At 36.7% G+C, this 25,934-nt stretch carries 23 protein-coding genes; 4 read left to right on the plus strand and 19 right to left on the minus strand.

Annotation, left to right across the window (positions count from 1 at the left end; all coding sequences use genetic code 11):
- Position 1: 1 nt before the first annotated feature.
- The 4 genes from NSQ18_RS02275 to NSQ18_RS02290 form a co-directional block, all read right to left on the minus strand.
- Positions 2-1,039, minus strand: a complete 1,038-nt coding sequence (locus NSQ18_RS02275; RefSeq protein WP_016836814.1) for an aspartate-semialdehyde dehydrogenase — start codon at positions 1,037-1,039, stop codon at positions 2-4.
- A gap of 92 nt (positions 1,040-1,131) precedes the next feature.
- Positions 1,132-1,728 (minus strand): dipicolinate synthase subunit B, encoded by a 597-nt coding sequence (locus tag NSQ18_RS02280; protein ID WP_016836813.1) that lies wholly within the window; start codon positions 1,726-1,728, stop codon positions 1,132-1,134.
- Complete coding sequence (locus NSQ18_RS02285; protein ID WP_339288832.1) at positions 1,722-2,504, minus strand: dipicolinate synthase subunit A; 783 nt, start codon at positions 2,502-2,504, stop codon at positions 1,722-1,724. The genes NSQ18_RS02280 and NSQ18_RS02285 overlap by 7 nt, the downstream gene beginning before the upstream one ends.
- Positions 2,501-2,767 carry a YlmC/YmxH family sporulation protein gene (locus NSQ18_RS02290; protein ID WP_016836811.1) on the minus strand — a complete coding sequence of 89 codons (267 nt, stop codon included), beginning with the start codon at positions 2,765-2,767 and terminating at the stop codon, positions 2,501-2,503. The genes NSQ18_RS02285 and NSQ18_RS02290 overlap by 4 nt, the downstream gene beginning before the upstream one ends.
- Positions 2,768-2,914: 147 nt before the next feature.
- On the opposite strand from NSQ18_RS02290, the gene NSQ18_RS02295 reads away from it, so the two are divergent.
- The 4 genes from NSQ18_RS02295 to NSQ18_RS02310 all read left to right on the plus strand — a co-directional run bounded on the left by NSQ18_RS02295 (position 2,915) and on the right by NSQ18_RS02310 (position 6,301).
- The gene (locus NSQ18_RS02295; protein WP_016836810.1) at positions 2,915-3,295 is read left to right on the plus strand and encodes a GntR family transcriptional regulator; all 381 of its coding nucleotides are present in this window, start codon (positions 2,915-2,917) and stop codon (positions 3,293-3,295) included.
- A complete protein-coding gene (locus tag NSQ18_RS02300; RefSeq protein ID WP_016836809.1) occupies positions 3,292-4,140 on the plus strand; it encodes an ABC transporter ATP-binding protein in 849 nt (282 codons plus the stop codon). The genes NSQ18_RS02295 and NSQ18_RS02300 overlap by 4 nt, the downstream gene beginning before the upstream one ends.
- A 474-nt stretch (positions 4,141-4,614) precedes the next feature.
- A complete protein-coding gene (locus NSQ18_RS02305) occupies positions 4,615-5,976 on the plus strand; it encodes a transposase (protein WP_096550531.1) in 1,362 nt (453 codons plus the stop codon).
- Positions 5,977-5,989: 13 nt separating this feature from the next.
- Positions 5,990-6,301 carry an ABC-2 transporter permease gene (locus NSQ18_RS02310; protein WP_339288835.1) on the plus strand — a complete coding sequence of 104 codons (312 nt, stop codon included), beginning with the start codon at positions 5,990-5,992 and terminating at the stop codon, positions 6,299-6,301.
- A 217-nt stretch (positions 6,302-6,518) separates the two neighbouring features.
- On the opposite strand, the gene NSQ18_RS02315 is transcribed toward NSQ18_RS02310, so the two are convergent.
- The 15 genes from NSQ18_RS02315 to rseP all read right to left on the minus strand — a co-directional run bounded on the left by NSQ18_RS02315 (position 6,519) and on the right by rseP (position 25,912).
- On the minus strand, positions 6,519-7,772 hold the full coding sequence (locus NSQ18_RS02315) for a pitrilysin family protein (RefSeq protein ID WP_016836807.1): 1,254 nt from the start codon (positions 7,770-7,772) through the stop codon (positions 6,519-6,521).
- A gap of 170 nt (positions 7,773-7,942) precedes the next feature.
- Positions 7,943-10,063 (minus strand): polyribonucleotide nucleotidyltransferase, encoded by a 2,121-nt coding sequence (pnp, locus tag NSQ18_RS02320; RefSeq protein ID WP_016836806.1) that lies wholly within the window; start codon positions 10,061-10,063, stop codon positions 7,943-7,945.
- Between the two features lie 181 nt (positions 10,064-10,244).
- Complete coding sequence (gene rpsO / locus NSQ18_RS02325) at positions 10,245-10,514, minus strand: 30S ribosomal protein S15 (protein WP_016836805.1); 270 nt, start codon at positions 10,512-10,514, stop codon at positions 10,245-10,247.
- A gap of 128 nt (positions 10,515-10,642) precedes the next feature.
- Positions 10,643-11,590, minus strand: a complete 948-nt coding sequence (locus NSQ18_RS02330) for a bifunctional riboflavin kinase/FAD synthetase (RefSeq protein ID WP_016836804.1) — start codon at positions 11,588-11,590, stop codon at positions 10,643-10,645.
- A gap of 12 nt (positions 11,591-11,602) precedes the next feature.
- The gene (gene truB, locus NSQ18_RS02335) at positions 11,603-12,511 is read right to left on the minus strand and encodes a tRNA pseudouridine(55) synthase TruB (protein WP_168411714.1); all 909 of its coding nucleotides are present in this window, start codon (positions 12,509-12,511) and stop codon (positions 11,603-11,605) included.
- 81 nt (positions 12,512-12,592) lie between these two features.
- Positions 12,593-12,943: a 30S ribosome-binding factor RbfA gene (gene rbfA / locus NSQ18_RS02340; RefSeq protein ID WP_339288838.1), complete on the minus strand. Its 351-nt coding sequence runs from the start codon at positions 12,941-12,943 to the stop codon at positions 12,593-12,595.
- Between the two features lie 113 nt (positions 12,944-13,056).
- Positions 13,057-13,335 carry a DUF503 domain-containing protein gene (locus tag NSQ18_RS02345; RefSeq protein ID WP_016836801.1) on the minus strand — a complete coding sequence of 93 codons (279 nt, stop codon included), beginning with the start codon at positions 13,333-13,335 and terminating at the stop codon, positions 13,057-13,059.
- The gene (infB, locus tag NSQ18_RS02350) at positions 13,332-15,533 is read right to left on the minus strand and encodes a translation initiation factor IF-2 (protein ID WP_016836800.1); all 2,202 of its coding nucleotides are present in this window, start codon (positions 15,531-15,533) and stop codon (positions 13,332-13,334) included. Before infB ends, NSQ18_RS02345 begins: the two co-directional genes overlap by 4 nt.
- Positions 15,534-15,547: 14 nt before the next feature.
- Positions 15,548-15,856, minus strand: coding sequence for a YlxQ family RNA-binding protein (locus NSQ18_RS02355; protein ID WP_016836799.1), 309 nt, complete (start codon positions 15,854-15,856; stop codon positions 15,548-15,550).
- Positions 15,846-16,136 carry a YlxR family protein gene (locus NSQ18_RS02360; RefSeq protein ID WP_016836798.1) on the minus strand — a complete coding sequence of 97 codons (291 nt, stop codon included), beginning with the start codon at positions 16,134-16,136 and terminating at the stop codon, positions 15,846-15,848. The genes NSQ18_RS02355 and NSQ18_RS02360 overlap by 11 nt, the downstream gene beginning before the upstream one ends.
- Before the next feature lie 53 nt (positions 16,137-16,189).
- Positions 16,190-17,395 (minus strand): transcription termination factor NusA, encoded by a 1,206-nt coding sequence (nusA, locus tag NSQ18_RS02365; RefSeq protein WP_168411712.1) that lies wholly within the window; start codon positions 17,393-17,395, stop codon positions 16,190-16,192.
- A 19-nt stretch (positions 17,396-17,414) separates the two neighbouring features.
- Positions 17,415-17,894: a ribosome maturation factor RimP gene (rimP, locus tag NSQ18_RS02370; RefSeq protein WP_026018948.1), complete on the minus strand. Its 480-nt coding sequence runs from the start codon at positions 17,892-17,894 to the stop codon at positions 17,415-17,417.
- A gap of 308 nt (positions 17,895-18,202) precedes the next feature.
- Positions 18,203-22,519 carry a PolC-type DNA polymerase III gene (locus NSQ18_RS02375; protein WP_016836795.1) on the minus strand — a complete coding sequence of 1,439 codons (4,317 nt, stop codon included), beginning with the start codon at positions 22,517-22,519 and terminating at the stop codon, positions 18,203-18,205.
- A gap of 170 nt (positions 22,520-22,689) precedes the next feature.
- Complete coding sequence (locus NSQ18_RS02380; RefSeq protein ID WP_339288842.1) at positions 22,690-24,390, minus strand: proline--tRNA ligase; 1,701 nt, start codon at positions 24,388-24,390, stop codon at positions 22,690-22,692.
- A gap of 256 nt (positions 24,391-24,646) precedes the next feature.
- Positions 24,647-25,912 (minus strand): RIP metalloprotease RseP, encoded by a 1,266-nt coding sequence (rseP, locus tag NSQ18_RS02385; RefSeq protein ID WP_016836793.1) that lies wholly within the window; start codon positions 25,910-25,912, stop codon positions 24,647-24,649.
- Positions 25,913-25,934: the final 22 nt, after the last annotated feature.

Below are 25,934 nucleotides of genomic sequence, written 5' to 3' on the forward strand. Positions count from 1 at the left end.
CTTATAGTAAGTTATCCTCTAGCATTGCTTCAGCGATTTGGATTGAGTTTAAGGCAGCTCCTTTCAACAGGTTATCTGCGACAACCCATAGGTGGAAACCGTTTGGATGATATAAATCTTTTCGAATTCTTCCTACATACACTGGGTCTTCCCCTTCAGTATAAAGAGGCATTGGATAAACTTGATTATTTAAATCGTCTTGCAACACAACGCCAGGTGCGTCTTTTAAAATATTATAGATATCTTGTACACTTGCCTCTTTTTCAACTTCGATATACACAGATTCAGAGTGACCGTTCACAACCGGTACACGTACACATGTTGCTGCCACATGTAAATTTGGTAAATGCATAATCTTTTTTGTTTCGTTAATCATTTTCATTTCTTCTTTAGTAAATCCATTTTCTGTGAACACATCGATTTGAGGGAGAACATTATAAGCAATTGGATAATGTTTAGTTTCAGATTTTACTGGTAATACCTTCGCTTCTATATCTTTTCTGTCATCCCAATACTTGCTTTGTTCGCGAAGTTCTTCGATGGCAGACATCCCTGAACCAGAAACTGCTTGATAAGTGGAAACGATAATTCTCTTTAAACCTAATTTTTGTCGAATAGGTTGCAATGCTACAACCATTTGAATTGTTGAACAGTTTGGATTAGCGATGATTCCATTATGTTTCTTTAAGTCTTCGCGATTGACTTCCGGCACCACTAAAGGCACATCCGGATCCATACGGAAATGACTTGTATTATCAATTACAACCGCTCCACGTTTTACCGCCTCAGGAGCAAGTTTTGCGGAAACAGACCCTCCTGCAGAAAATAGCGCCACATCTACCCCTTCGAAAGCTTCAGGAGTAGCTTCCTCAATTTTGTACATTTTTCCGCCAAATTCTATTTCTTTTCCTGCAGATTTGGCAGAGGCTAAAAACTTTATATCTTTAATTGGAAAATTTCTTTTTAGTAATTGTTCTTTCATTTTTGTACCGACTGCACCTGTTGCACCTACAATCGCTACTGTTAATAGCTTCGACATTCTATAAATCTCCTCCTAATACATTTAAACCATATAATCCTTATATAATGATGAAAATTTTATCACAATTTTACTGAATTGTGTGATAAAAATTAATTTTCTTTATGGTACTGAATAAATAACGGTTGAAGCTGCTTTTTGTAGTAAATTGCATGCACGACAGTATCTACCATTTTTGTGAAATCTGCAATTAATGAAGTTGGTTTATTAAATGGATCATCTTGCCCGAAAGGAATAAAGTAAATGTTTTTTGAGTTTAATAGTTTCATAATGTTGACACCATTTAAACCTAGCGCATCATTTGTAGAAATTCCTAATACTACAGGATTTCCGTTTCTTAAAGTTGCTTTTGCAGCCATTAGCACAGGGCTGTCAGTCGCAGCATTGGCGAATTTACTGATGGAATTTCCTGTCATTGGCGCAATGACCATACAATCCAGAGGATTTTTTGGTCCAAACGGTTCTGCTTCTACAATAGTGGAAACTACCTTTTCACCAGATAGTTCCTCAATTTTTTTCACCCATTCCTCTCCTGTTCCGAAGCGTGTGACAGCTGTTAATACCGAATGGGTTACAATCGGAATGACTGTCGCACCTGCATCGCGAAGATCTTTTATTTTTGGTACGACATCCTCATATGTGCAATGGGAAGCGGTAATGCCAAGCCCAATTCTTTTACCTTTCAGCAAGATTTTCTCCTCCTTAATTGGCCAACAATCGAATTATACAAAATTTTCGCCGCATCATGCGGGAAATATTTCCCAGGTAATGCTGGTAATAATTCATAATGATCACGTTCTACATCATCTTTTAAGCAACCTGGGTAGGAAGCTAAATCATAAATCGGCATGTTAATTTTTTCTTTCACACTTGCATCTAGCCATCTAGCAGGAATTGTATTAATAAAATAATCCGCTTCTATTTCTCCCACATCAGCTAAATATACAGATTCGAAACGGAAAGCTTTCGCTTCATTCAATTGAACATCCGACCTTACAGCAATAACCACTTCAGCCCCAATACATCTCAATAAATGTCCAAGCGTTTTTGCTACACGACCAAATCCAGTAATAATAAATCTTTTTCCAGAAATCGCATGTTTCGTATTATAGAAAGTTGCTACAAAAGCTTCTGCTGTAAGAAGAGCATTTTGCCAAATAAACTCTTCATCCTCTAAATAATAGTAAATTTGATTTTCATTTAAAATTTCTTTCCATTCTTCATTTGTCTTCCCACTAAAAATAGTCGCATTCGTTATACCTAAAACAGCAGGTACTTCCACTTTTAGTGGCTGGATTGGTAATACGACATAGTCCGGTTGTATAGATAACGAAAGATGGTTTAGTTCATGATCCCAATTTGTTTTGCTTTTGTAGTAAACAGTCCTCTCTGGATTTGATAACATTTTTGCAAGAATTTTCAATCGCTCATCCGTTCCAATTACAAGCCATTTTTCGTTCGTCATTGGTCATAATGCCTTCTTGTACTCGTTGTTTTTCGAAATAAAATACGGTCTTCCCCAATGAGATGTATTTCTTCCCAAGGAATAAATAATGCCGTCGTTGATTTTTTTTTCTGGAACGGTAAACGGGAAGGTTCTATTAATTCAAACCCTAAAATTTTTCCTGTTTTAGGATCAAAGATGCATTCCGTCTCAGATAGATAGCCGTAACGAACTCCATTTTCCATTTCGATTAATTCCTTTTCAGCAAGCTCTGATAATAGCATCATTTCCCTCCTCCATGAGCTTATTAGTACTATATGCATGAAAAATCCGTTAGGTGCCCATCAAGTTTAAAAGTTTTATTGTTGACAATCTGTTATAACTGTATATACTGTATATATACAGTTGTAAATCAGAATGGTGGTGACTCCGTGGATATTAAACTTAGTAATGCAAGCGATAAACCAATTTATGAACAAATTACAGAACAAATTAAACAAGCAATTATTACGGGAAAATTAACACCTGGTGATCCATTGCCTTCTATTCGCAATCTAGCGAGAGAATTAAAAATTAGCGTTATGACGACAAAGAGAGCGTATTCCGATTTAGAACGGGATGGATTTATCGTTACTTTTGCTGGGAAGGGAAGTTTTGTTGCGGAACGAAATCAGGAGTTTTTGCGGGAAGAATTGCTTCGGCAAGTGGAAGATCACTTAAATAAAGCCGTTCAAATTGCGAAGATTTCAGGAATACATGGAAAAGAATTATTGGATTTACTTTCATTGTTAATAGAGGAGGAATTGGAATGACGTATGCAATTGAAGTCGCAAATTTAAGAAAAAAGTTTCCTCAATTTCAATTAGTCGATGTTTCTTTCCAGTTACCAACTGGTACAATTATGGGATTTGTTGGAGAAAATGGTGCCGGAAAAACATCAACCATAAAATGCCTTTTAAACCTGCTTCAAAAGGATAGTGGTGAAGTTAAACTATTTGGACTTGATCATGTTGAACATGATATAGCCATCAAGGAGCAAATTGGCGTCGTTTTTGATGATTTATATGTACCTGAAACATTAAATGCAACTCAAATCAATCACATATTAGAAAAAATTTATGCTAATTGGGATGAAGCTTACTACGTAGAACTATTAAAGCGCTTCAAAATACCTATTAAAAAGCCAATTAAACAGCTTTCCCGTGGGATGCGGATGAAACTGTCCATTGCTATGGCTCTTGCCCATCATCCAAAATTATTAATTTTAGATGAACCGACGAGCGGATTAGATCCGATTGTGCGGGATGAAATTCTCGATCTTTTTATGGAATTTATGCAGGACGAGGACAACAGCATTTTATTCTCCACCCACATTACATCTGACTTAGAAAAGATTGCTGACTATATTACGTTTATTCATGAAGGGGAAATCGTCTTTAGCAAAAATAAAGATGAACTGTTGTATGACTACGGAATATGGAAAGGAACGGTGGAGCAATCGAAGGAATTGCCTGAACATGCAAAAGTGCGCATGAGAAAAAATGCATTCGGAATAGAAATTTTAGTGAATCGAAAAGAAGTGAACAAAGCTTTCCATCTCGATAAACCGTCTATAGAAGACATCATGTTATTTTTTGTGAAAGGAGCTTATGTATGAAAGCACTGATTTTAAAAGATTTGTACGTCATACTTAACCAAAAAAACTCTTTGTTAATGCTCATAACGCTTTTTGTCATCGCTTCTTTCTTTTTGGGTGATACGGGAATGTTACTTATTTTTCTTACGGTTTTATCCATGACTTTAATCAATATCACCCTTTCCAACGACGAAACAAGTCATTGGAATCGATTTGTCAATACACTGCCAATTAATAAAGCAGATATCGTAAAAAGTAAGTATATCTTAAGTCTGATCTTAATACTTTTTATGGTTATCATTGTTTTTCCAATATTTTTATTAACTCAACTTTCGCAGAGTAATATCTTATTGCAACTCTTGATATGACTGTTTTATATCGTCTTTCATTATTTCTCTTGTTTTTTATTGATTTTATTTTTTTAAAAGAAAAAGACACCTATCTTTTGGTAAAATTATGGTGATCAAACCAAATACCAAAGAAGGTGTCATCATTATGATAACGAAAAAAGATACTTTTGCACAACTACCAAAAGAACTTGAACGAAGATTTTCTGAATTAAATATAGGCAAACATTTGAGAAAAGCGAGAATTACTAAGGGATTTGGTTATTCATGCTTATCTATTTTCCGTCTTATTTTTTTGCTTGTTTTCCAATATAAAAATTGGTTTCAAGCACTTCAAAGTAAGAAAGCCGTGGACTTACCTAAAAAAGATACAATCTACCGTTTTCTAAATTCATCTACTTATGCTTGGCGAACTTTTTTACTTTCCTTATGTCAAGATCTTACTGGACGTATAAAAAAGCTTACATCAAACAACAGAGTGAAGGTGTTTATTGTTGATGATTCACTCTTTTCACGCAACCGAAGCAAGTCTGTTGAACTTCTTTCACGAGTATTTGATCATACAGAGAAACGATTCTATAAGGGGTTTCAGTTGCTTACTCTTGGTTGGTCTGATGGATATTCTTTTCTACCTGTAGACTTTGCTTTATTGAGTTCAGCGAAAAAGGAAAATCAACTTAACGGGGTCGATGAATCCATTGATAAACGCACTTCCGGCTACAAGCGTCGTCTTGAAGCACAACAAGATAAGCCAAGCGTTGTCTCTGCTTTATTGGATCATGCCTTAAATGCAGGAATTACAGCTGATTATGTGTTAATGGATACTTGGTTTACGCATGAGCCTTTGATTGAAAAAATCACGGATAAAGGTTTATTTGTCATTGGTATGGTCAAGCAGCTAAAACAACGTTATTTCATAGATGGTGAAGCCCATACTCTGGATGAACTCTTTAAAAAAGCAAAGCGTACCATGGAAAAGAAAGACCTACTCGGTTCGATCCATGTTCATCTTGCAAAAGGACGACAAGTCAAGATTGTATTCGTGCGTAACCGCAATAAAAAGAGTGAATGGTTAGCCATTTTGAGTACAGATACCACACTTTCAGATGAAGAAATTGTGCGTATTTACGGGATGCGCTGGGACATCGAAACATTTTTCAAGTGTACCAAATCATTGCTTAACCTAGCAAAAGAATTTCAAGGTCGTTCGTATGATCTGTTGATTAGTCATACAACGATTGTGTTTACTCGCTTTATACTCTTAGAGTGGGAGCGTAGACAAAACAACGATCCTAAAACGATTGGAAATCTCTTTTTTCTATTATGTGAAGATGTAAAAGATATGAATCTAGAGAGTGCATTGAATCAATTATTAGCGATCTTCCAAACATTAGCAGAAGCTAATGTTTGTTTGAACATGGAATTATTTAAAAGTAAAGTACAAGAATGGATTGCGTCTTTACCCAATTACATCAAGGGATGTCTGACAATATCTGTGTGCGAAAGTTGAGTTATTAACAAATATGATTACGAAAACATTTACAATGGTTAATTTTATTTCAATTTTATCCATCATCATATCAGGAATCCTCATGATGTTGTCATTCGTGATACCAGTGTCCATCAAATTTGGTGCCCAAAAAGCTCGCATTTTCATAATCGCAATAGTATTTATACCTATCATTGCAATCAATATACTGTTCAATAATTCATTATTTTCTAATTTACTTGAACTTGTGAATCTAATTAGTATCATTTCTTTCATTTTAGCTGTTGTTATGTTTTATTTATCTTTTAAACTATCCGTTATGTTTTTCGAGAAAAAAGAATATTAGCATTGTTTTTAAGTAGAGCAAATTAATTAATGTTTGAATATATTGCAACTTATGCTCCATATCATTCATAGTTGGCAATGAACATTTTTTATTACACTTTTCATCACAATCTCGAATGATGAGTAGAGTAGCAGGAATCAACATACAAACTTTATTCACAGTGTGGGTGGTTCCATCGATGAAAAAACGAGCAAAGGATTTCCCTTTGCTCGTTTTTTCATAAATTTGCTATTTTCGCTGCATAATGTTGAACGCCTTGACCAATGATCGCCACTGCAGGCTCAACTGAAAAAATCTTTTTCACTAGCTCATGAATTGAATCCATTGAAATAGCGTTGATCTGTTGAATGATTTCATCAATCGACTTGTGGCGTCCAAAAATCAATTCGTTTTTCCCGTTACGGCTCATGCGATTCGTCATGCTCTCCATATTCAGTAGAAAACTTGCTTTTAACTGTTCTTTTCCGTTATAAAGCTCTTGTAGCGTCACGCCATCTTTTTTTATTTTTTCAATGGATTTAATAATTGTCTCATGTAGTAAAGGCAATTGTTGATTGTTCGTACTTCCGTAAATGGTTAATGCACCGACATCCATATAACAGGATGGATAGGAGAAAATTGTGTAAGCTAATCCCTTTTCTTCCCTTACTTCTTGGAAGAGGCGAGAAGACATATTACCACCTATAATATTATTTAAAGTGATAAAGCTATAGTAATTTGTATCTTTTACACTGATGGCGGGATAACTCATCGCCAAATGGGACTGTTCTACATCCCGTTCCTTTACGAAACGTCCTGAATGAAATGTTGGATTTGATAAGTTTAGTGGGACAGCTTTTTCCGATGGTTCGAAGTTCCCGAACAACGATTCAATATGTAAAAGCAAATCTTTTGATATATTCCCTGCCAAAGAAATAACAACATTCTTTGGATAATAATGTTTATCCATATAGTTCAAAATAAAATCACGATCAAATTTTTGAAGGGTTTCATTCGTTCCTAAAATCGGAAGACCTAATGAATCGTTTGGATACATCACTCTCCATAAACGTTCGTGTACATCATCATCAGGAGCATCTTCGCTCATTAAGATTTCCTCTAATACAACTTGCCGTTCTTTCTCCAATTCATTTTTTTCAAACACTGAATGGAAAAACATATCAGCTAATATACTGATTGCCAACTTTCCATGATGCTCCAACACCTTTGCATAGTAGCAAGTGTTTTCCTTTGATGTAAAAGCATTTAGTTCTCCGCCAATGCGATCAAACTCTTCTGCAATTTGTCTAGCAGTTCGAGTATTTGTTCCTTTAAAGAGCATATGTTCAATAAAATGGGTAATTCCGTTTTCTTCTGGCAGTTCAAATCGAGATCCTGCTCCAACCCATATTCCTACAGAAATTGAACGCACGTATGGAATATGTTCATATACAATCCTTACGCCATTTTGACAAGTATAAACGTTAACCAATTTACAACCTCTTTCTACTGACATTTCCTATCTGTTCGATCTTTATAATCGAAACTACTTCTTACTTTACAAAATATTTTATTGGAATAAAAGTTTTTTGATATCCTATGTACTTTCATTTCAAACAAATAAAAAGAGGTTGTTCTCCTTTCCTACAACCTCTCAACATATTATTGTTTTAAATTTTGTTTTGCTCGCTCTTTATCTTCTTTAATGACTACTTTTCGCGATAAATTAATGCGACCTTGATCGTCAATATCGATTACTTTCACCAGTACTTTATCGCCAATTTTGAGCACATCTTCTACTTTATTTGTACGTTCTTCTTGAATTTCAGAAATGTGGAGTAATCCATCTTTGCCAGGGAAAATTTCACAGAATGCACCGAATTTTTCAATGCGTTTTACAGTTGCTAAATAGTATTCTCCCACTTTTGCTTCGCGAACAATTTCTTCGATAATTTCTTTCGCGCGTAAGTTCATTTCTTCATTCACAGAAGAAATATAAATTGTACCGTCTTGTTCAGTATCGATTTTTACACCTGTTTCATCGATAATTTTGTTGATTGTTTTTCCACCTGACCCAATAACATCACGAATTTTTTCAGGGTTAATTTTAATGGAAATAATTTTTGGAGCATATTTTGAAAGTTGTTCACGCGGTTTTGCAATCGTTTGTTTCATATGTTCTAAGATTTTCAAACGACCTTCTCTTGCTTGCATTAACGCTTCTTCTAAAATTTCACGTGATAATCCGTCAATTTTAATATCCATTTGAAGCGCTGTAACACCTTTTTCTGTTCCAGCTACTTTAAAGTCCATATCTCCAAGATGGTCTTCCATTCCTTGAATATCTGTTAAAATTGTATAGTGTTCGCCTTTTTTCACTAATCCCATCGCAATTCCTGCAACAGGCGCTTTGATTGGAACACCTGCATCCATCATAGCGAGTGTACTAGCACAAATTGACGCTTGAGAAGTTGAACCGTTGGACTCTAATACTTCTGATACACAACGAATCGCATATGGGAACTCTTTTTCATCCGGAATGACTGCAAGCAATGCACGTTCACCTAATGCACCGTGTCCGATTTCACGTCGACCAGGACCCCGCATAGGACCTGTTTCCCCTACTGAGAATGGAGGGAAGTTGTAATGATGCATGAAACGTTTTGATTCTTCTAAACCTAATCCATCAATGATTTGCACGTCTCCTAATGGACCTAAAGTACAGATGGAAAGGGCTTGTGTTTGACCGCGAGTGAAAAGACCTGAACCATGGGCGCGTTGCAATAAGCCGACTTCAGATGATAGCGGACGAATTTCATCTACTTTTCGTCCGTCTGGGCGTACTTTTTCTTCTGTAATTAAACGTCGAACTTCCTCTTTCACCATTTTATCTAAAACAGTGTTTACTTGTTTCAACGTTTCTTCTTCAGCTTCTTGTTCTTCATAATAAGTAATTACTCGCTCTTTAACAGCTGCAATTGCTTCTTCCCTAGCTAATTTTTCCACAGTTTGAATGGCAGCAATCATATCTTGCTCGCACATTGCTCTAACTGCATTTTCAATTTCTTCATCAATTTCAAACAATTCTACTTCAATTTTTTCTTTGCCGACTTCTGCAACTATTTGTTCCTGGAATTCAATTAATTTTTTAATTTCTTCATGCCCAAACATAATGGCTTCAAGCATGATTTCTTCCGGAACTTCTAAAGCACCTGCTTCAACCATGTTGATAGCGTCTTTATTTCCTGCTACAGATAAGTGGATAGTACTTTTCTCTGATTGCTCTATATCTGGATTAATAACAAATTTTCCATCTACATAACCTACATGCACACCTGCGATTGGACCGTTAAATGGAATATCTGAGATGGAAAGAGCTAACGATGAACCAAGCATTGCAGCCACATCTGTTGGACAATCCGGGTCTGAAGACATGACAATTGAAACGACTTGTACTTCGTTTCGAAATCCTTCTGGGAACATCGGACGAATCGGACGGTCAATTAAGCGCGAAACCAAAATTGCATGTTCAGATGGACGGCCTTCTCGTTTGATGAACCCTCCAGGTATTTTTCCTGCTGCATATAAACGCTCTTCGTAGTTTACAGTAAGAGGGAAGAAATCTAATGCTTTTGCATCTTTAGACATCGTTGCAGTGGAAAGTACTGCCGAATCGCCGTAGCGAACAAGCACAGCCCCATTAGCTTGTTTTGCTAATTGGCCAACTTCAATTACTAATGGGCGTCCAGCCCAATCATATCGATAGACTTTTTTTTCGGTCATTCATTAATCCCCTTTCTCTTTGAGAACACTCGTCAGGAATATTTATATACCATTAGTAAGTGTATCAAAAAAGAATATTCTATGCTAAACATTTTCAATTAAAATATGGTAATTTTACTTTTATTGTTACCCAATATACTGTTTTTTGAATAAATAAAAAGCGGGAAAATCCCGCTTTGAATTAACGACGTAAGCCTAATTTTTCGATTAATGTACGGTAACGTTGAACGTCTTTTTCACGTAAATATTTTAATAAATGACGACGACGACCTACTTTTTTAAGAAGACCGCGTTGAGAGTGGAAGTCTTTCTTATGAACAGCTAAGTGATCGTTTAATACGTTAATTTCTTCTGTTAAAATTGCGATTTGTACTTCTGGAGAACCAGTATCTCCTTCATGAGTTTGGAATTCTTTAATGATTTCGTTTTTACGTTCTTTTGAAATTGCCATGTTTAGTTCCTCCTAATATTTATTTACTCCTTTAGCACAGTCAACCGTTGGAGAATCGGTAAGCCGAGCTAAGGAATGTACGATTAGTACACTAGGAAATAATATCATAGTTCAAATGGATAAGCAACTTATTTATCGGCAAAATACTCAATTGTTCGTTCCTTATCTCGAGAGATTTGAGCTTTTAATGATTCAATGCCGTCAAATTTTTGTTCGTCACGTAAACGTTTATACCAAAGGACTTTTACTTCTTCACCGTAAATATTTTTTTCAAAATCTAATATGTGCACCTCAATTGTTAATTGTTTTTCATCCGGGTTTTTAAATGTTGGTTTAAAGCCGACATTGCAAACACCATCATATAATCGATTTTGCACGAACACCCTTACTGCATAAACGCCATTTTTTGGAATAAAACAACCTTCCATTGATTGAATATTGGCTGTTGGAAATCCGATGGTACGTCCTCTTTTATCTCCTTGAACAACAATTCCAGGAACTTGGAAGGGGCGTCCTAATAAATGATGGACGGTTTCCATATCTCCATCTTGTAAACATTTTCGAATGCGAGTTGATGAGATTTTTTCCCCATCGTCCACCTGTTTTTCCACTACTGTTACACCAAAATTACCAAGGGACAGTTCCTTCATTAAATCCATATTTCCCTTCCCAAATGCACCAAAAGAAAAATCAAAGCCGGCAGTTACATGTTTAACATTCAAATCTCGAATAAAATATTGAATGAAATCCTCTGGTGAAAGCCTAGCAAAATCAGATGTGAATTGTACGACAAATGTTGTATCTACGCCCATTTCTTCTAATATTTCTAATTTTTGTGGAAGAGGTGTAATATAAAAAATTTTTTCATTGCTTTTACCTAATACAATAGAAGGATGGGGATCAAAAGTCATAACAGCACTTTTAATATTCAATTCCTCTGCTTTTTCCATTGCTGCACTGATAACAGCTTGGTGTCCTCTATGTACTCCATCAAAAAAGCCAACTGCTAGGGAATAGGAAGTGGAAGGATCAACTTTATTTAATTGATATGGATATTTTAAATGAATAACCTTCATTCGATTGGCCTCCTAGAAATTATTTGGAAACATCTTATCTGGTTTCATGAGTCCAGGTTTCGTTGGATGTTTTTTATATACTGCAATCGCCTTCCCATTTCGACTAAAAACGATTTTTTCTTCCTGTTTTAATAATGAATGGACTTTTAAAATTTGTCCATTACAAATTTTCTTTTCGTTCGATTCATCGACCTCGATAAATGGATAAGTTAACGCATCTTCAATGGGAAGCAGCAGTTGTTCAAATGTTCCTTCCTCCACAGCCTTTTCAATATCACGAAGAGTATAACAATCCGCTTTCGTAAAATTCCCTGAGGCAGTTCTAACAAGAGAAGCCATATGACTAGGATAGCCTAATAATTGTCCTATTTGTACAGCAAGAGTTCGTATATATGTGCCTTTGCTGCACTTAATTCTTATATGAAAGGTAATTTCCTCGCCTTCAAAAATGGCTTGATCATCAAGCAGTTGCAATTCATGAATCGTTACTTTTCTTGAAGGTCGATCTACTTCAATTCCTTTTCGTGCATATTCATAAAGTTTAATTCCATTTACTTTTACCGCTGAATACATTGGGGGAATTTGTTCAATTTCACCAGTAAGTTGTGAAAGCACTTTTTGCAATTGCTCACGGGTAATAACTTTATAAGATAGATCTTCTTCTACCGTTTCTCCTTCAGCATCTTCAGTTGTTGTTGAGCGACCAATAGCAACAGTGGCTTCATAAGTTTTACCCGTATCCGTTATATACTCGGCAATTCTAGTTGCTTGTCCAATGCAAATCGGTAAAACTCCTTCAACCGCTGGATCGAGCGTTCCTGTATGCCCTATTTTTTTGTATTTTAAAATTTTTCTCAGTTGAAATACACAGTCGTGACTCGTTAAACCTCGTTCTTTCCATAGTGGTAAAATCCCGTTCACTCTATCCCCCCCTAAAAATTTCAATAAAAAAAGCCTACCTGCATTATGATGCAGTCGCAGGCTTTTTTAAACTATTTAGAATTACGCCTCATCATGATCTTTAATAGTGCGTAATAATTGTTCGATTTTGTTGCCGTATTCGATCGATGAATCAAACTTAAATAAAAGTTCAGGTGTTCTTCGAAGACGAATACGTTGGCCGATTTCTGTGCGAATGAAACCTTTCGCCTTTTCCAAGGCTTTTAACGTTTCATTCTTTTCTTCTTCATCGCCTAATGTGGTGATATAAATCGTAGCTTGTTGAAGGTCGCCTGTCAGTTCGACAGCCGTTACCGTAACAAATCCTACGCGAGGATCTTTTAATTTTCGGCCAATGATGTCACCTAATTCTTTCTTCATTTGTTCAGCAACACGATTTGCACGTAGAGACATGTTGTCACCTCTTTTAAAAGCAGGATAAAAGCGAAACGAACTGGCTTTTATCTACTTTACTTCATAGTGTTATTGTTAGTTTAATTGGAAACCGGAAAATTATCCTCTTGTTTTTATAAATATTCCCGAGAAAATTCTAGCAATTCCCATGATGGATTTGATTGTAAAAAGTGAAGTACATGATCGATTTCACGGTCAGCTGCAGCACTCGATGAAGCAACTGTTACAACAGCTATCTTTGTTCGCTGCCACACGTTTTGATGATCGATTTCTGCAACTGATACATTAAATTTTTGTTTTGTACGTGTAATCATCCGTTGGAGAACTGCACGCTTTTCCTTTAAAGAATGGGCATCCGGAATCATAAATTCCGCTTCAAGATAGACAATCATTTCCGCACAATTTCTTCCATAATGAAGGCTTCGATGATGTCGCCTTCTTTAATGTCGTTAAAGTTTTTAATTTGCATACCGCACTCAAAGCCTTTAACGACTTCTTTTACGTCATCTTTAAAGCGTTTTAGCGACTCAAGTTCTCCCTCATAAATAACGATTCCATCACGGATGACGCGTACGCCTGCATCGCGAGTTACTTTACCATCTGTCACATATGAACCTGCAATTGTACCCACTTTGGAAATTTTAATTGTTTGACGTACTTCCGCTTGCCCGATAATTTTCTCTTCATATTCCGGATCAAGCATTCCTTTCATTGCAGCTTCAATTTCTTCAATTGCTTTATAAATGACGCGGTGTAGGCGAATTTCTACGCCTTCTTGTTCCGCTGCACGCTTTGCATTGACGTCTGGACGAACGTTAAATCCTATTACAATGGCATTGGAAGCCGCTGCAAGACTAATATCGGATTCAGTAATTGCCCCTACACCTGTGTGGATAATTTTCACATTTACACCTTCCACATCAATTTTCATAAATGAGGAAGATAGAGCTTCTACTGAACCTTGTACGTCTGCTTTGATGATTAAATTCAATTCTTTCATATCCCCTTGGGACATTTGTTCAAACAAGTTATCTAACGTAACTCGTGATTTTTGTGCACGGCTTGCTTGTATTGCCATTTGTGCACGAGCTTCACCAATTTCGCGAGCCGTTTTTTCATCTTCAAAGACTACGAATCTGTCACCTGCTTGAGGTACTTCGTGTAAACCAGTAATTTCGACAGGTGTTGCCGGCAACGCTTCTTTAACTCGACGTCCTAAGTCATTGACCATAGCACGAACACGACCGAACGTATTTCCTACAACGATTGGATCTCCAACGCGCAACGTACCATTTTGCACTAATAATGTGGCCACAGAACCGCGCCCTTTATCTAATTGTGCTTCGATAACTGTACCGATTGCTCTGCGGTTTGGATTCGCCTTTAATTCAGAAACTTCTGCAACTAGTAGGATCATTTCTAATAGTTGGTCAATTCCTTCACCTTTTAACGCTGAGATTGGTACGAAGATTGTATCGCCACCCCAGTCTTCTGGAATAAGACCATATTCAGTTAATTCTTGCATAACGCGATCAGGATTTGCTGTTGGTTTATCCATTTTGTTTACAGCAACAATGATTGGTACGTTAGCTGCTTTCGCGTGGTTAATGGCTTCCACAGTTTGTGGCATGACACCGTCATCAGCAGCAACAACGATAACAACAATATCGGTAATCTGTGCACCTCTAGCACGCATTGTTGTGAAGGCTTCGTGCCCTGGTGTATCAAGGAAAGTAATTTTCTTTCCGTTAATATCCACTTGATATGCACCGATATGCTGCGTAATACCGCCAGCTTCTCCTTCTGTTACTCTCGAATTGCGGATGGAGTCTAAAGTTGTAGTTTTCCCATGGTCAACGTGGCCCATAATTGTTACAACAGGTGGACGTTCTTCTAAATCCTCTTCTGCATCCGCTTGTTCAAAGTAAATTTCTAAGTCCGTTTTATCGATGCGAACTTCTTCTTCCACTTCTACGCCATAGTCCGCACAAATTAATTCTATCGCATCTTTATCTAAATCTTGGTTAATTGTAGCCATTACACCTAGCATGAAGAGCTTTTTAATGATTTCAGAAGGTTCGCGATTTAATTTCTTCGCAAGTTCTGCTACCGTTAGCGATTCGTAGAAAGTAATTTTTTTAGGAAGTTCCTTTTGAACTTGCTGTTGAGGTTGTTGTTTTGGCTGACGGCGTTTACCACCATGAATACCAGGCTTTTTACGTTGATTACCTTTATTTTTTGGTTGATGTTGAAGAACATCTTGATCTTTTGGAGATTTGTTTCTTTTAATTTTTTCAAAAGCAACGTCTAACTCATCATCATTATTATCGATTTTCTTTAGCTGTTGCTCATGTCTTTTTACTTCTTTGTTTTGCACTGGCTTTGACTTTTGTTGTTCTGCATTTTTTTGCTTAACTGGTGCTTCATTCGTATTTTTGTTAAAGACTGCGTCCAATTTAGCAACCTCTTCTCCGTTAAGCGTAGACATATGATTAGTTACATTTATATTTAATTTTTTCAATTCTTCAATGATTTCTTTACTAGGTCTATTAACTTTTTTGGCATATTCATGAACTCTGATTTTGGTCATCTGCTCACCCCCGATTAATTTTCGTTGAGTAGACTAGACAATTTTTTGGCGAAACCTTGATCGGTGATTGCAATAACCACCCGGGCTTCTTTCCCAATCGCATGTCCTAGTTCATAGCGATTGCCAAATATATGATACTCAACGTTATAAAACGTACATTTATCTTGAATTTTTTTTCTTGAATTGTAGGCTGCATCCGAAGCAAGAATGACTAACTTCGCATTGCCTTTTTGAATTTCTTTGACAACTAATTCTTCACCAGTAATGATTTTTCGAGCTCGAGTCGCCAAGCCTAGCATTTGAAATATCTTTTCATGATTCATTTTTAAATAGCGACTCCCTGCGAATTAATCTAATTAATTCATCATAAATTTCATCTGGTATTTTTACTTCTAGATGGCGTTCTAAAATCTTTTTGTTACGAGCTTTTTCAACTACCTCTTCCGACTTAGAAACATATGCACCGCGACCTGACTTTTTTCCAGTCGGATCTACCGATACTTCTCCATCTTTCGAGCGAACAACACGAAGCAACTCTTTTTTTGGGAAACTCTCACCTGTTACAACACAGCGGCGTAATGGAACTTTTCTTTTCGTTGGCACGTAATATCACCTTCCCTATAAGCTCATCATACGCATTCCTTGTTCGATGTCATTTATTTTTCATCATCTTGTTCTTCATAGATTGTGTCTTCATCGATTGTAACTTCTTGATGTTCATCATCGTTGATATCTTGATATAAGTCATATTCAAAATCGTCGAAGGAAGACTCTTCATCATTTTGAATGTCGATGATTGGACTGTTCTCATTAGGATAAATTCCTAATTCACGAGCATCAGATTCGCTTTTTATATCAATTTTCCAACCTGTTAATTTTGCTGCAAGTCTCGCATTTTGTCCCCGTTTACCAATTGCTAATGACAGTTGATAATCTGGAACGATGACTGTCGTTGATTTTTCTTCTTCATTCACAATGACATCTAACACTTTTGAAGGGCTAAGAGCATTTGCAACAAATACAACAGGATCTTCTGACCATTCAACAATGTCAATTTTTTCGCCATTTAACTCATTGACGATTGCTTGTACACGGGCTCCTTTCGTACCAACACAAGCACCTACTGCATCCACTTCTGGATCGTGAGCATAAACGGAGATTTTTGAACGATCTCCTGCTTCGCGAGCGATTGATTTAATTTCTACGATACCATCATAAATTTCTGGTACTTCCATTTCAAATAGTCTACGTAGTAAACCTGGATGTGTACGGGAAACGATAATTTGTGGTCCGCGAGTCGTTTTTTCGACTTTTGTAATGTACACTCGAATGCGTTGTTGAGGCTTATATTCTTCACCTTGAATTTGTTCATTTAATGGTAATGCAGCTTCTACTTTTCCAAGATTAATATAAATATTGCGAGCGTCTCTTCGTTCAATAATTCCATTCACGATATCATCAGTGCGATCAACAAATTCTTCATATATAATGCTTCTTTCTGCTTCACGTACGCGTTGAGTAACAACTTGTTTTGCAGTTTGTGCAGCAATTCGACCAAAGTTGCGAGGTGTCACTTCTTGTTCAACAATATCTCCTGGTTCATAAACGCTATTAATTTTTCTAGCTTCTTCTAGCGAAATTTCTAATCGTGGATCTTCCACTTCCTCCACAACTTCTTTTCGTGAGAATACTTTAATTTCTCCGGTTTCTTGATTAAAATCAACGCGTACATTTTGTGCTTGATTAAAATTGCGTTTATATGCAGTCACTAATGCGGCTTCGATCGCTTCCACTAATATTTCCCTTGAAATGCCTTTCTGCTCTTCTAGAGCAATTAAAGCATCTAGTAATTCACTGCTCATTGTTTAAATTCACTCCTAATTAATTTGATGAAAAATCGATTGCTAGCCTAGCTTTTGCAATCTTCTCTTTTGCAATTTGTATTAATGCATTACGAGTTTTTATACGAATTTCAATTTCCAGGCTCTCTTCATTGTTGGATTTTAAGTATCCATAAAATTCTTTCATGCCATCTATTGGTTCATACGTTTTTATGTAAACGTACTTTCCAACGGCTTTCTCAAAATCCGATTCTTTCTTCAATGGACGTTCCGCACCAGGAGAAGAAACTTCTAGATAGTAGTTTTGTTCAATCGGATCCTTTTCATCCAACACAGCACTTAATCGCTCGCTAACTAGTGCACATTGGTCGATATCAATTCCACCTTGAGGAGTATCGATGTATACACGGAGGAACCAAGCGCGTCCCTCTTTTACAAACTCAATATCCACTAATTCAAGATTTAAATCCTGTAAAATCGGTGTAACTAGCTGTTCTACTATTGTAGTAATTTTGCTCATAATATCCTCCCAACGTCTTGTTTCGTTGACTAAAAACAGAAATTCCACCAATATTGGTGAAATTCGCATTCCGTGTACTTTTTCAATCGCCCCCCTCCTTGGTGGAGAGCAAAACTCAAGACACAATGTAAACAATAGAAAAGAGCGGGAAAACCCACTCTTTTGCTGCAAAAACTATCAACAAATTATTGATATAACAATAGCACAATTTCTTAATAAATGCAAATTTACAAAACGATTCCACCGTATTGACAAATTTGCAATGCACGGCTTTTGGAAGAGAATCAAACTCGACATCTTTTCGAAAATTAGAATAGTGATAATTGGTCTTCATCTGGAAGGCCATCTAACACACCTAATTGTTCCATGTATTCAATCAATGATTTTGATACACGACCGCGAGTTTGTAAATCTTCTTTTGATAAAAATTGTCGTTCTTCTCTTGCTGCTACAATTTGTTTCGCAACGCTTTCCCCTAATCCTGGAATAGCATTGAACGGAGGAATAAGGGAATTCCCTTCGATGACAAATTCTGTTGCCTTTGATTTGTATAAATCGACATTTTTAAAGCTCATTCCTCTTTCGCACATTTCAAGAGCAATTTCAAGAACCGTTAACAAGTCCTTTTCTTTTTTCGTTGCATCTAATCCTTTTGCATTGATTTCTTCCACTCTTGTACGAATGGCTCTTGCCCCTTTAATCATCGCTGGTAAATCAAAATCTTCAGCACGAACTGAAAAATAGGCACAATAGTATGCTAGAGGAAAATGTACTTTAAAGTATGCCACCCGCACAGCCATTAATACATAAGCGGCAGCGTGAGCTTTCGGGAACATGTATTTAATCTTTTTACATGATTCAATATACCAGTCTGGCACACCGTTTTCTCTCATCGCTTTCTCCATATCTTCTGTCAATCCTTTTCCTTTACGAACAGATTCCATCGTTTTGAAAGCGAGAGAAGGTTCTAGCCCTTTGTATATTAAATATACCATGATATCGTCACGACATCCGATAACTTCTGAGAAAGAACATACGTTGTTTGCTATCAATTCGCTGGCATTTCCTAACCAAACATCTGTCCCGTGAGAAAGCCCAGAGATTTTTAATAACTCTGAGAACGTTTTTGGCTTTGTATCTTCCAACATTTGACGAACAAATTTTGTACCGAATTCTGGTATGCCAAGAGTTCCTGTTTTACAAAAAATTTGCTCAGGAGTTACCCCTAAAGATTCTGTTCCGGTAAAAATCGCCATCACTTCTGGATCATCGGGTGGAATTGTTTTAGGATCGATGCCTGTTAAATCTTGCAACATGCGAATCATTGTCGGATCATCGTGCCCAAGTATATCAAGTTTTAAAATGTTATCGTGAATCGAATGGAAATCAAAGTGCGTTGTACGCCATTCAGCATCTTGGGCATCTGCAGGATATTGCACAGGTGTAAAATCGTAAATATCCATATAATCAGGAACAACGAGAATCCCTCCTGGATGTTGTCCAGTCGTTCGTTTAACGCCCGTACAACCTTGTACTAAACGATCGATTTCTGCGGCTCGGAAATTTATATTATTATCATTTGCATATCCTTTTACAAAGCCGTACGCTGTTTTTTCAGCAACGGTGCCGATTGTTCCTGCACGATATACTTTATCTTCCCCAAACAATACTTTCGTATAGTTATGGGCGCGAGGCTGATATTCCCCTGAGAAGTTCAAGTCGATATCTGGAACTTTATCTCCATTAAATCCAAGGAACGTTTCAAACGGAATATCTTGTCCGTCTTTATTTAAAGGTGTTCCGCATTTTGGACAATCTTTATTTGGCAAATCAAATCCTGAACCGACGGAGCCATCTGTAAAGAATTCAGAATAGTAACAGTTCGGACATACATAATGAGGTGGCAACGGATTCACTTCCGTTATTTCCATCATTGTTGCAACTAGGGAAGATCCAACAGAACCACGCGAACCTACTAAATAACCATCTTCTAAAGACTTCTTCACGAGTTTTGCAGAAATTAAATAAACAACCCCGAAACCATGGCCTAAAATAGAGTTCAACTCTTTTTCAAGACGTTTCTCTACGATTTCCGGAAGATTTTCACCGTAGATTTTATGAGCCATTTCATACGTCATTCGTGTAATTTCTTCATCTGAACCTTCAATTACAGGTGTATAAAGTTTATCTTTAATCGGCTTCACATCGCCAATCATGTCTGCAATTTTTTGAGAGTTTGTGACAACGATTTCCTTTGCAGTTTCTGGACCTAGAAATGCAAATTCTTCAAGCATTTCATTTGTTGTGCGGAAATGCACTTTTGGAAGAGGATAACGATTTAAAGGATTCGCTCCACCTTGAGAAGATACTAAAATTTTACGGTAGATGGCATCATGTTCGTCTAAATAGTGAACGTTACCAGTTGCAACAACCGGTTTATCCATTTTCTTGCCAAGTTTCACTAATTTACGAATGATATCCTCTAAATGCCACTCATCATGAATCGTGCCACTGTCAAGCAGTTGAGAATAAACTGATTTTGGATGCACTTCAATATAATCATAAAATTCCGCTACTTCTTCTGCTTCTTCAGGGGATTTATTCATCATTGTTTCAAATAATTCGCCGTTGCTACAGCCAGAACCAATGATTAATCCTTCCCGATGTTTCATTAAATCTGAGCGTCGAATGCGCGGCACTCGATAAAATGTTTGCGTATGAGAAATGGACACTAATTTGAATAAATTTTTCAAACCGTTATTATTAACTACTAAAATTGTGCAATGATACGGTCTAGATTGTTTATATGCTTCTTCTCCACCCATGAATTTATTAAAATCATCATGGTATTTTATGCCTTTTTCTCTTGCCTCTTTTAATAGATGCAATAATAAATAACCCGTCGCTTCAGTATCATAAATAGCTCGGTGATGTTGCGTCAATTCAATACCGTATTTTTTACAAAGCGTGTTTAAACGGTGATTTTTAAGAGTTGGATTAATTAGTCTTGATAACTCTAACGTATCAATTACCGGATGTTTAACTCCTTCAATTCCCGCTTTTTCATATGCTGCATAAAGGAACCCCATATCAAAGGAAGCGTTGTGAGCAACAACAATTGCATCACCAATAAATTCGTGAAACTCTCGTATCACATCGTCAACTTCTGGAGCATCTTTCAACATATCATCGGTAATATGAGTCAATTCAATGATTTTTTCCGATAACGGTCTATGTGGATTAGCAAATCGTTCGAATTTATCAATGACTTTGCCTTCCTTTATTTTAACTGCTGCTAATTCAATAATCGTATCGTAAGCAGTAGATAACCCGGTTGTTTCCACATCAAACACGACGAACGTCGCATCATCTAAGAGAATATGCTGTTCTTCGTAAGCAATCGGTACACCATCATCCACCAAATTTGCTTCCAAACCGTAAATAATTTTAATACCGTGCTTTTTCCCCGCAGCGTAAGCTTCCGGATATGCTTGGACGACAGCGTGATCTGTAATCGCTACTGCTGGATGCCCCCACTTTGCAGCTTGTCCTACAATTCGGTCAACTGGCGTGACAGCGTCCATTTGACTCATCGGCGTATGTAGATGCAATTCAACTCGTTTTTCGCCATCAGGTGCTGTATCTTTTCTTGTCTCTTTATGAATTTCATTGATATCATTCGCCATTACCACTAAATCACGAACGAACGTATCGTTTTGAACGGATCCTCTAACTTTTACCCACATCCCTTTTTTAATACGGGACATAGTTTCAGCATCATCATTGTTGCGAGAAAACATTTTCACAAGAATGGAATCTGTATAGTCCGTCAATTTTATTTCCAACAATGAACGTCCGCTTTTTAATTCTTTCACTTCCACATTGAAAATGTAACCTTCAATCACGATGCGGCGCTCTTCCTCAACAATCGATTTGATATCAACAATTTCTGTGTCATTAATAATAGATCCGAGTTGCACAGGACCACTTTCAACTTGCGGCGTTTCCTTCTTCTCTTTTTCCCGTTTTTGGAAGTCTTCAATGGCTTGTCTTGCCAGTTCAGCTTCTTCTAGCATTCGCTGTTCCAATAATCTTTCTTGCTCGGCCTTTTCCTCTTCTGATGCTTCAACTAATTTGAAATCGACAGGAAACAGTGGAAATCCAAAGCAAGCATAAGATTCTGAAATGATTGCGCCATATTTTGATTTTAATGTCAATTGTTCCATTTCTGATATACATGTAAGAACTAATTTGTTTCCTGCCCATGTTGGCATCTGACAAGTGAGTCGTTTTTTTACTGGTGGAGATGCATCAATGCGTTCTACAACAGACAACCAGTAGTCTGTAATTAGTTCTTCCGTTATTTGTGGATTGATTGCTTCAATTGTTAACGTTGTTTGGGCAATATGATGAAATTCTTCTTTTAATCGAGAAGAAAATAATTGATAGATTTGATAGGGCAAGATATTTTGAAGCTTTACTGAGAAATTCCAAATCCGTTTTTTCTTATGAACTGTTAAGCGAGTGAGTTCACCTTGTTCAAAAAAAGACATGTAAATATCATCTGTTAAGTTAATTTGTGAAAGGAGCGTATTAAAGCGCTCTCTTGCATCTAAGTTTGCCAATCAACTCACCACCTTCTATATTAAGAAGCCCTCAAAAGGAAAGTAAAAAATGAAAAGAATTCGCATATCTCTGTAGATAAGGCGAATAAACGCCTCATCTATAGAACGAGCGAATTCTATTTTCTATCCAACTATTAAGTATACACTATTTTTCAACGGATTGTTTGAAATTATTGAGTTCGATAAAATTCATTTAATCGGTCAATAAGCTCTTCCTTCGCGCATTCAAAAGTCTCTCCTGTTTTTCGAATTTTAACTTCCACGATTCCCTCCATCGCCTTATTACCGATTGTAACGCGAATTGGTAAACCGATTAAATCGCTGTCAGCAAATTTGATGCCTGCCCGATCATCCCGATCGTCATATAACACATCATAGCGATAAGTTGTTAAGATATTGTAAAGCTGATCTGCAAGATTTCGTTGAGCTTCATCTGCTACGTTAACTGCCATCAGATGTAAATCGTATGGAGCTAAATGTTTTGGCCAAGTAAATCCTTTTTCATCATAGTATTGTTCTGCTAATATGCCAAATAATCTAGTCAAATCTAGTTCGTAACTCGCTAAATGCATCGGTATTTTTTTACCTTCTTGATTTGTAACATATGCTTTCATTTTCTCTGCGATAAGCGTGTTCAGTTTTGTTACTCGTCCAATTCCAATTCCCTTTTCTAAACGAATAATGCCTTTTCCGTCTGGTGAAGGGTCACCTTCTTCAATATACCGAATATCTCCATATAAATTGATAGCAAAATCTCGATTTGGATTCACATTAATGTAATGATAGCCGTTTTCGTTAGCCCCGCTCACACCGTTTACAATGGACTTAATTCCATAGTCAGCAACCACTTTTATATCAAGAGGCAGTTTTATTGGACCAATCGATCCAGTAGAACATCCGAGAGTTTTTTCAATTTCCTCTTCACTAGCAAACTGTACATTTGATGCATTTAATAATTTCATGATTTTTATCATATTCAACTGGTGGTCTCCGCGAACTAATGCGACGATGATTTCGCCATCAACATTTAAAACTAGGGATTTAATGCATTTCGTCGATTCAACTTGTAAAAAATCACATAATTCGTGAATCGTTTGAACATTTGGTGTTGCAACTTTTTCTATCGGTTTCAATTCCTCATTGGGTTGTTCATATTCAATGGCCACTTCTGCAATTTGTGCATTTGCTACATAATGTGATTGATTTGAAAAAGCGATCATTTCTTGTCCATTATTGTTTAGAATGACAAATTCAAACGATTGATCACCAAATGCTCCTGAATCCGCTTTCACAATATGCACGTTTAATCCAAGACGAGAAAAAATTCGTTCATAAGCACTAATCATATGTTCAAAGCTTCCATTTAAACTTTCTTCATTTTCGTGAAATGAATAAGCATCTTTCATCAGAAACTCCCGCGCTTGAAATAAATCATGGCGGTATTCCTTTTCGTCACAGAACCTCCTTTGAATTTGAAATAGCGTTAAAGGTAATTTTTTATACGTTTTGATTTCATCCCTAACAATAGAAGTAATCAATTCAATGCTTGGTCCCATGACTAATTCATGTTGGTTACGATCTTTTAGATAAATCCATTCTTTGTTGAAAAACTGCAATCTACCTGACTGCTTCCATAAATCAATCGATTGAATCGACGGCAATTCCAATTCAATGGCTTGACGTTCCTCAAGCTCCTCCCGTACGATTTGCTCAATTTTATGTAATACCCGTTTCGCTAAAGGTAAATACGTATATGTTCCATTTGCATGTTGACGAATATATCCAGCACGCAGCAACATTTGACAAGATTTTGTATTGGCAGTTTGAGGCACTTCCCGCATTGTTGGTATAAACGTTAAACTTTGTCTCATCAGTGCTCCACCTTTATGATTTTCTATCTTTCTTAATAGAATAGCATATCCTTGAAGAGATTGAGTATATACATTTTTTTATAAATAATGACTAAAATCAAAGGCTTTCTGTCATTTTTGTAATAAATGATAAGAAAAGCACTTATTCCAATGTCTATATACAACATCCTGTCACAATTGCATCATTTTCCTCAAAATAAAAATCGCCTCCGATATAATAATCGGATGGCGATTTATTAAGGTCGTACTATATTATTTATTGGAAAAACAACCGCTGAATATCGTTCCATGTTACAGCAATCATTAAAATCATTAATAACACGATTCCTACAAAATGAACCATGCCTTCCTTTTGACGATCGACAGGTTTTCCTCTAAGTGCTTCAATACCAAAGAACATTAATCGGCCGCCGTCTAAAGCTGGAAGTGGAAGTAAATTCATGATTCCTAAATTAATGCTTAATGCTGCTGTCCAGTACATCAGCGTAAAGAAACCATGTTTTGCTACTTCTCCAGTTACTTGATAAATACCAACTGGACCAGCCAAGTCATCAAGAGTGAAATGTCCAGCGATTAAATGAACTAACGCCTGAAGAATTAAAATAGTGTATTCCCAAGTTTGTTGGAAGCCATACACAACAGCTTTAAATGGATTTTTTACAAATGGACTTTTGTACATAACGCCAATTTGTCCAACTTCTTCGCCATTTTCCAGCTTGACTGTATCTGGAACAATATTTAACTCGACAAGTTCTTCATTTCGCTCTACAATGACGGATAACTCTTTGCCGGCACTATTTTGAACATAACTTGTTAAATCAGCCCACTCATTAATAGGCTTTCCGTTTATAGATTTCACATAGTCTCCGGCTTGCATACCAGCTACAGCTGCAGGACTGTTGTCTACTACTTCCGTAACAATCGGTTCATTTGTTGGTACTCCTTGGAAAATACCAAGAAGTAAAAAGATTGCAAAGGCTAAAAGAAAGTTAAATAAAGGACCAGCAAAAATTGTTAAAGTTCGGTTCCATAACGATTTCGCTTCGAATGTTCGGTCATAAGGAGCAATTAACGTTTCTTCGCCATTTTCAACAATTATTGCATTGCGAGAAACATCAAAACGAACTAAACGCTCTTCTTCATCGTATCCTTCGATCCATAATTTTTTAGTTAAATCCGCTCGTTCCACTTCCATAAATAATACGTTCGGATTTTGAACATTTTGATTTAAATAAATCTTTTCGACCTTTTCTTCATTATTCAATATGAGCCCAACACGATAGCCAGGTTGAAGTTCAATCCGATCAAAATCATCTCCGGCCATTCGTACATATCCGCCTAAAGGTAATAGACGAATGGTATATATTGTTTCCCCCTTCGTCATACCAAAAATTTTTGGTCCCATACCAATAGCAAATTCGCGCACTAAAATACCTGCTCTTTTTGCAAAAATAAAGTGTCCTAATTCATGAAAGAATACGATTAATCCGAATACGAGGATAAATGCTAAAATAGTTTGCATAAAATACCACCTTTAGAGCCAA

Origin of the sequence: Ureibacillus sp. FSL K6-0786 (assembly GCF_037965165.1) — a bacterium.
GTDB lineage: Bacteria > Bacillota > Bacilli > Bacillales_A > Planococcaceae > Ureibacillus > Ureibacillus thermosphaericus.

Bases quoted from the DNA above. Each gene is read 5' to 3' on its own strand.
- NSQ18_RS02275 (WP_016836814.1), bottom strand. From the start codon at position 1,039: ATGTCGAAGCTATTAACAGTAGCGATTGTAGGTGCAACAGGTGCAGTC.
- NSQ18_RS02285 (WP_339288832.1), bottom strand. From the start codon at position 2,504: ATGACGAACGAAAAATGGCTTGTAATTGGAACGGATGAGCGATTGAAA.
- NSQ18_RS02290 (WP_016836811.1), bottom strand. From the start codon at position 2,767: ATGCTATTATCAGAGCTTGCTGAAAAGGAATTAATCGAAATGGAAAAT.
- NSQ18_RS02300 (WP_016836809.1), top strand. From the start codon at position 3,292: ATGACGTATGCAATTGAAGTCGCAAATTTAAGAAAAAAGTTTCCTCAA.
- NSQ18_RS02305 (WP_096550531.1), top strand. From the start codon at position 4,615: ATGATAACGAAAAAAGATACTTTTGCACAACTACCAAAAGAACTTGAA.
- NSQ18_RS02310 (WP_339288835.1), top strand. From the start codon at position 5,990: ATGATTACGAAAACATTTACAATGGTTAATTTTATTTCAATTTTATCC.
- pnp (WP_016836806.1), bottom strand. From the start codon at position 10,063: ATGACCGAAAAAAAAGTCTATCGATATGATTGGGCTGGACGCCCATTA.
- rpsO (WP_016836805.1), bottom strand. From the start codon at position 10,514: ATGGCAATTTCAAAAGAACGTAAAAACGAAATCATTAAAGAATTCCAA.
- NSQ18_RS02330 (WP_016836804.1), bottom strand. From the start codon at position 11,590: ATGAAGGTTATTCATTTAAAATATCCATATCAATTAAATAAAGTTGAT.
- rbfA (WP_339288838.1), bottom strand. From the start codon at position 12,943: ATGTCTCTACGTGCAAATCGTGTTGCTGAACAAATGAAGAAAGAATTA.
- NSQ18_RS02345 (WP_016836801.1), bottom strand. From the start codon at position 13,335: ATGATTGTCTATCTTGAAGCGGAATTTATGATTCCGGATGCCCATTCT.
- infB (WP_016836800.1), bottom strand. From the start codon at position 15,533: ATGACCAAAATCAGAGTTCATGAATATGCCAAAAAAGTTAATAGACCT.
- NSQ18_RS02355 (WP_016836799.1), bottom strand. From the start codon at position 15,856: ATGAATCATGAAAAGATATTTCAAATGCTAGGCTTGGCGACTCGAGCT.
- nusA (WP_168411712.1), bottom strand. From the start codon at position 17,395: ATGAGCAGTGAATTACTAGATGCTTTAATTGCTCTAGAAGAGCAGAAA.
- rimP (WP_026018948.1), bottom strand. From the start codon at position 17,894: ATGAGCAAAATTACTACAATAGTAGAACAGCTAGTTACACCGATTTTA.
- NSQ18_RS02380 (WP_339288842.1), bottom strand. From the start codon at position 24,390: ATGAGACAAAGTTTAACGTTTATACCAACAATGCGGGAAGTGCCTCAA.
- rseP (WP_016836793.1), bottom strand. From the start codon at position 25,912: ATGCAAACTATTTTAGCATTTATCCTCGTATTCGGATTAATCGTATTC.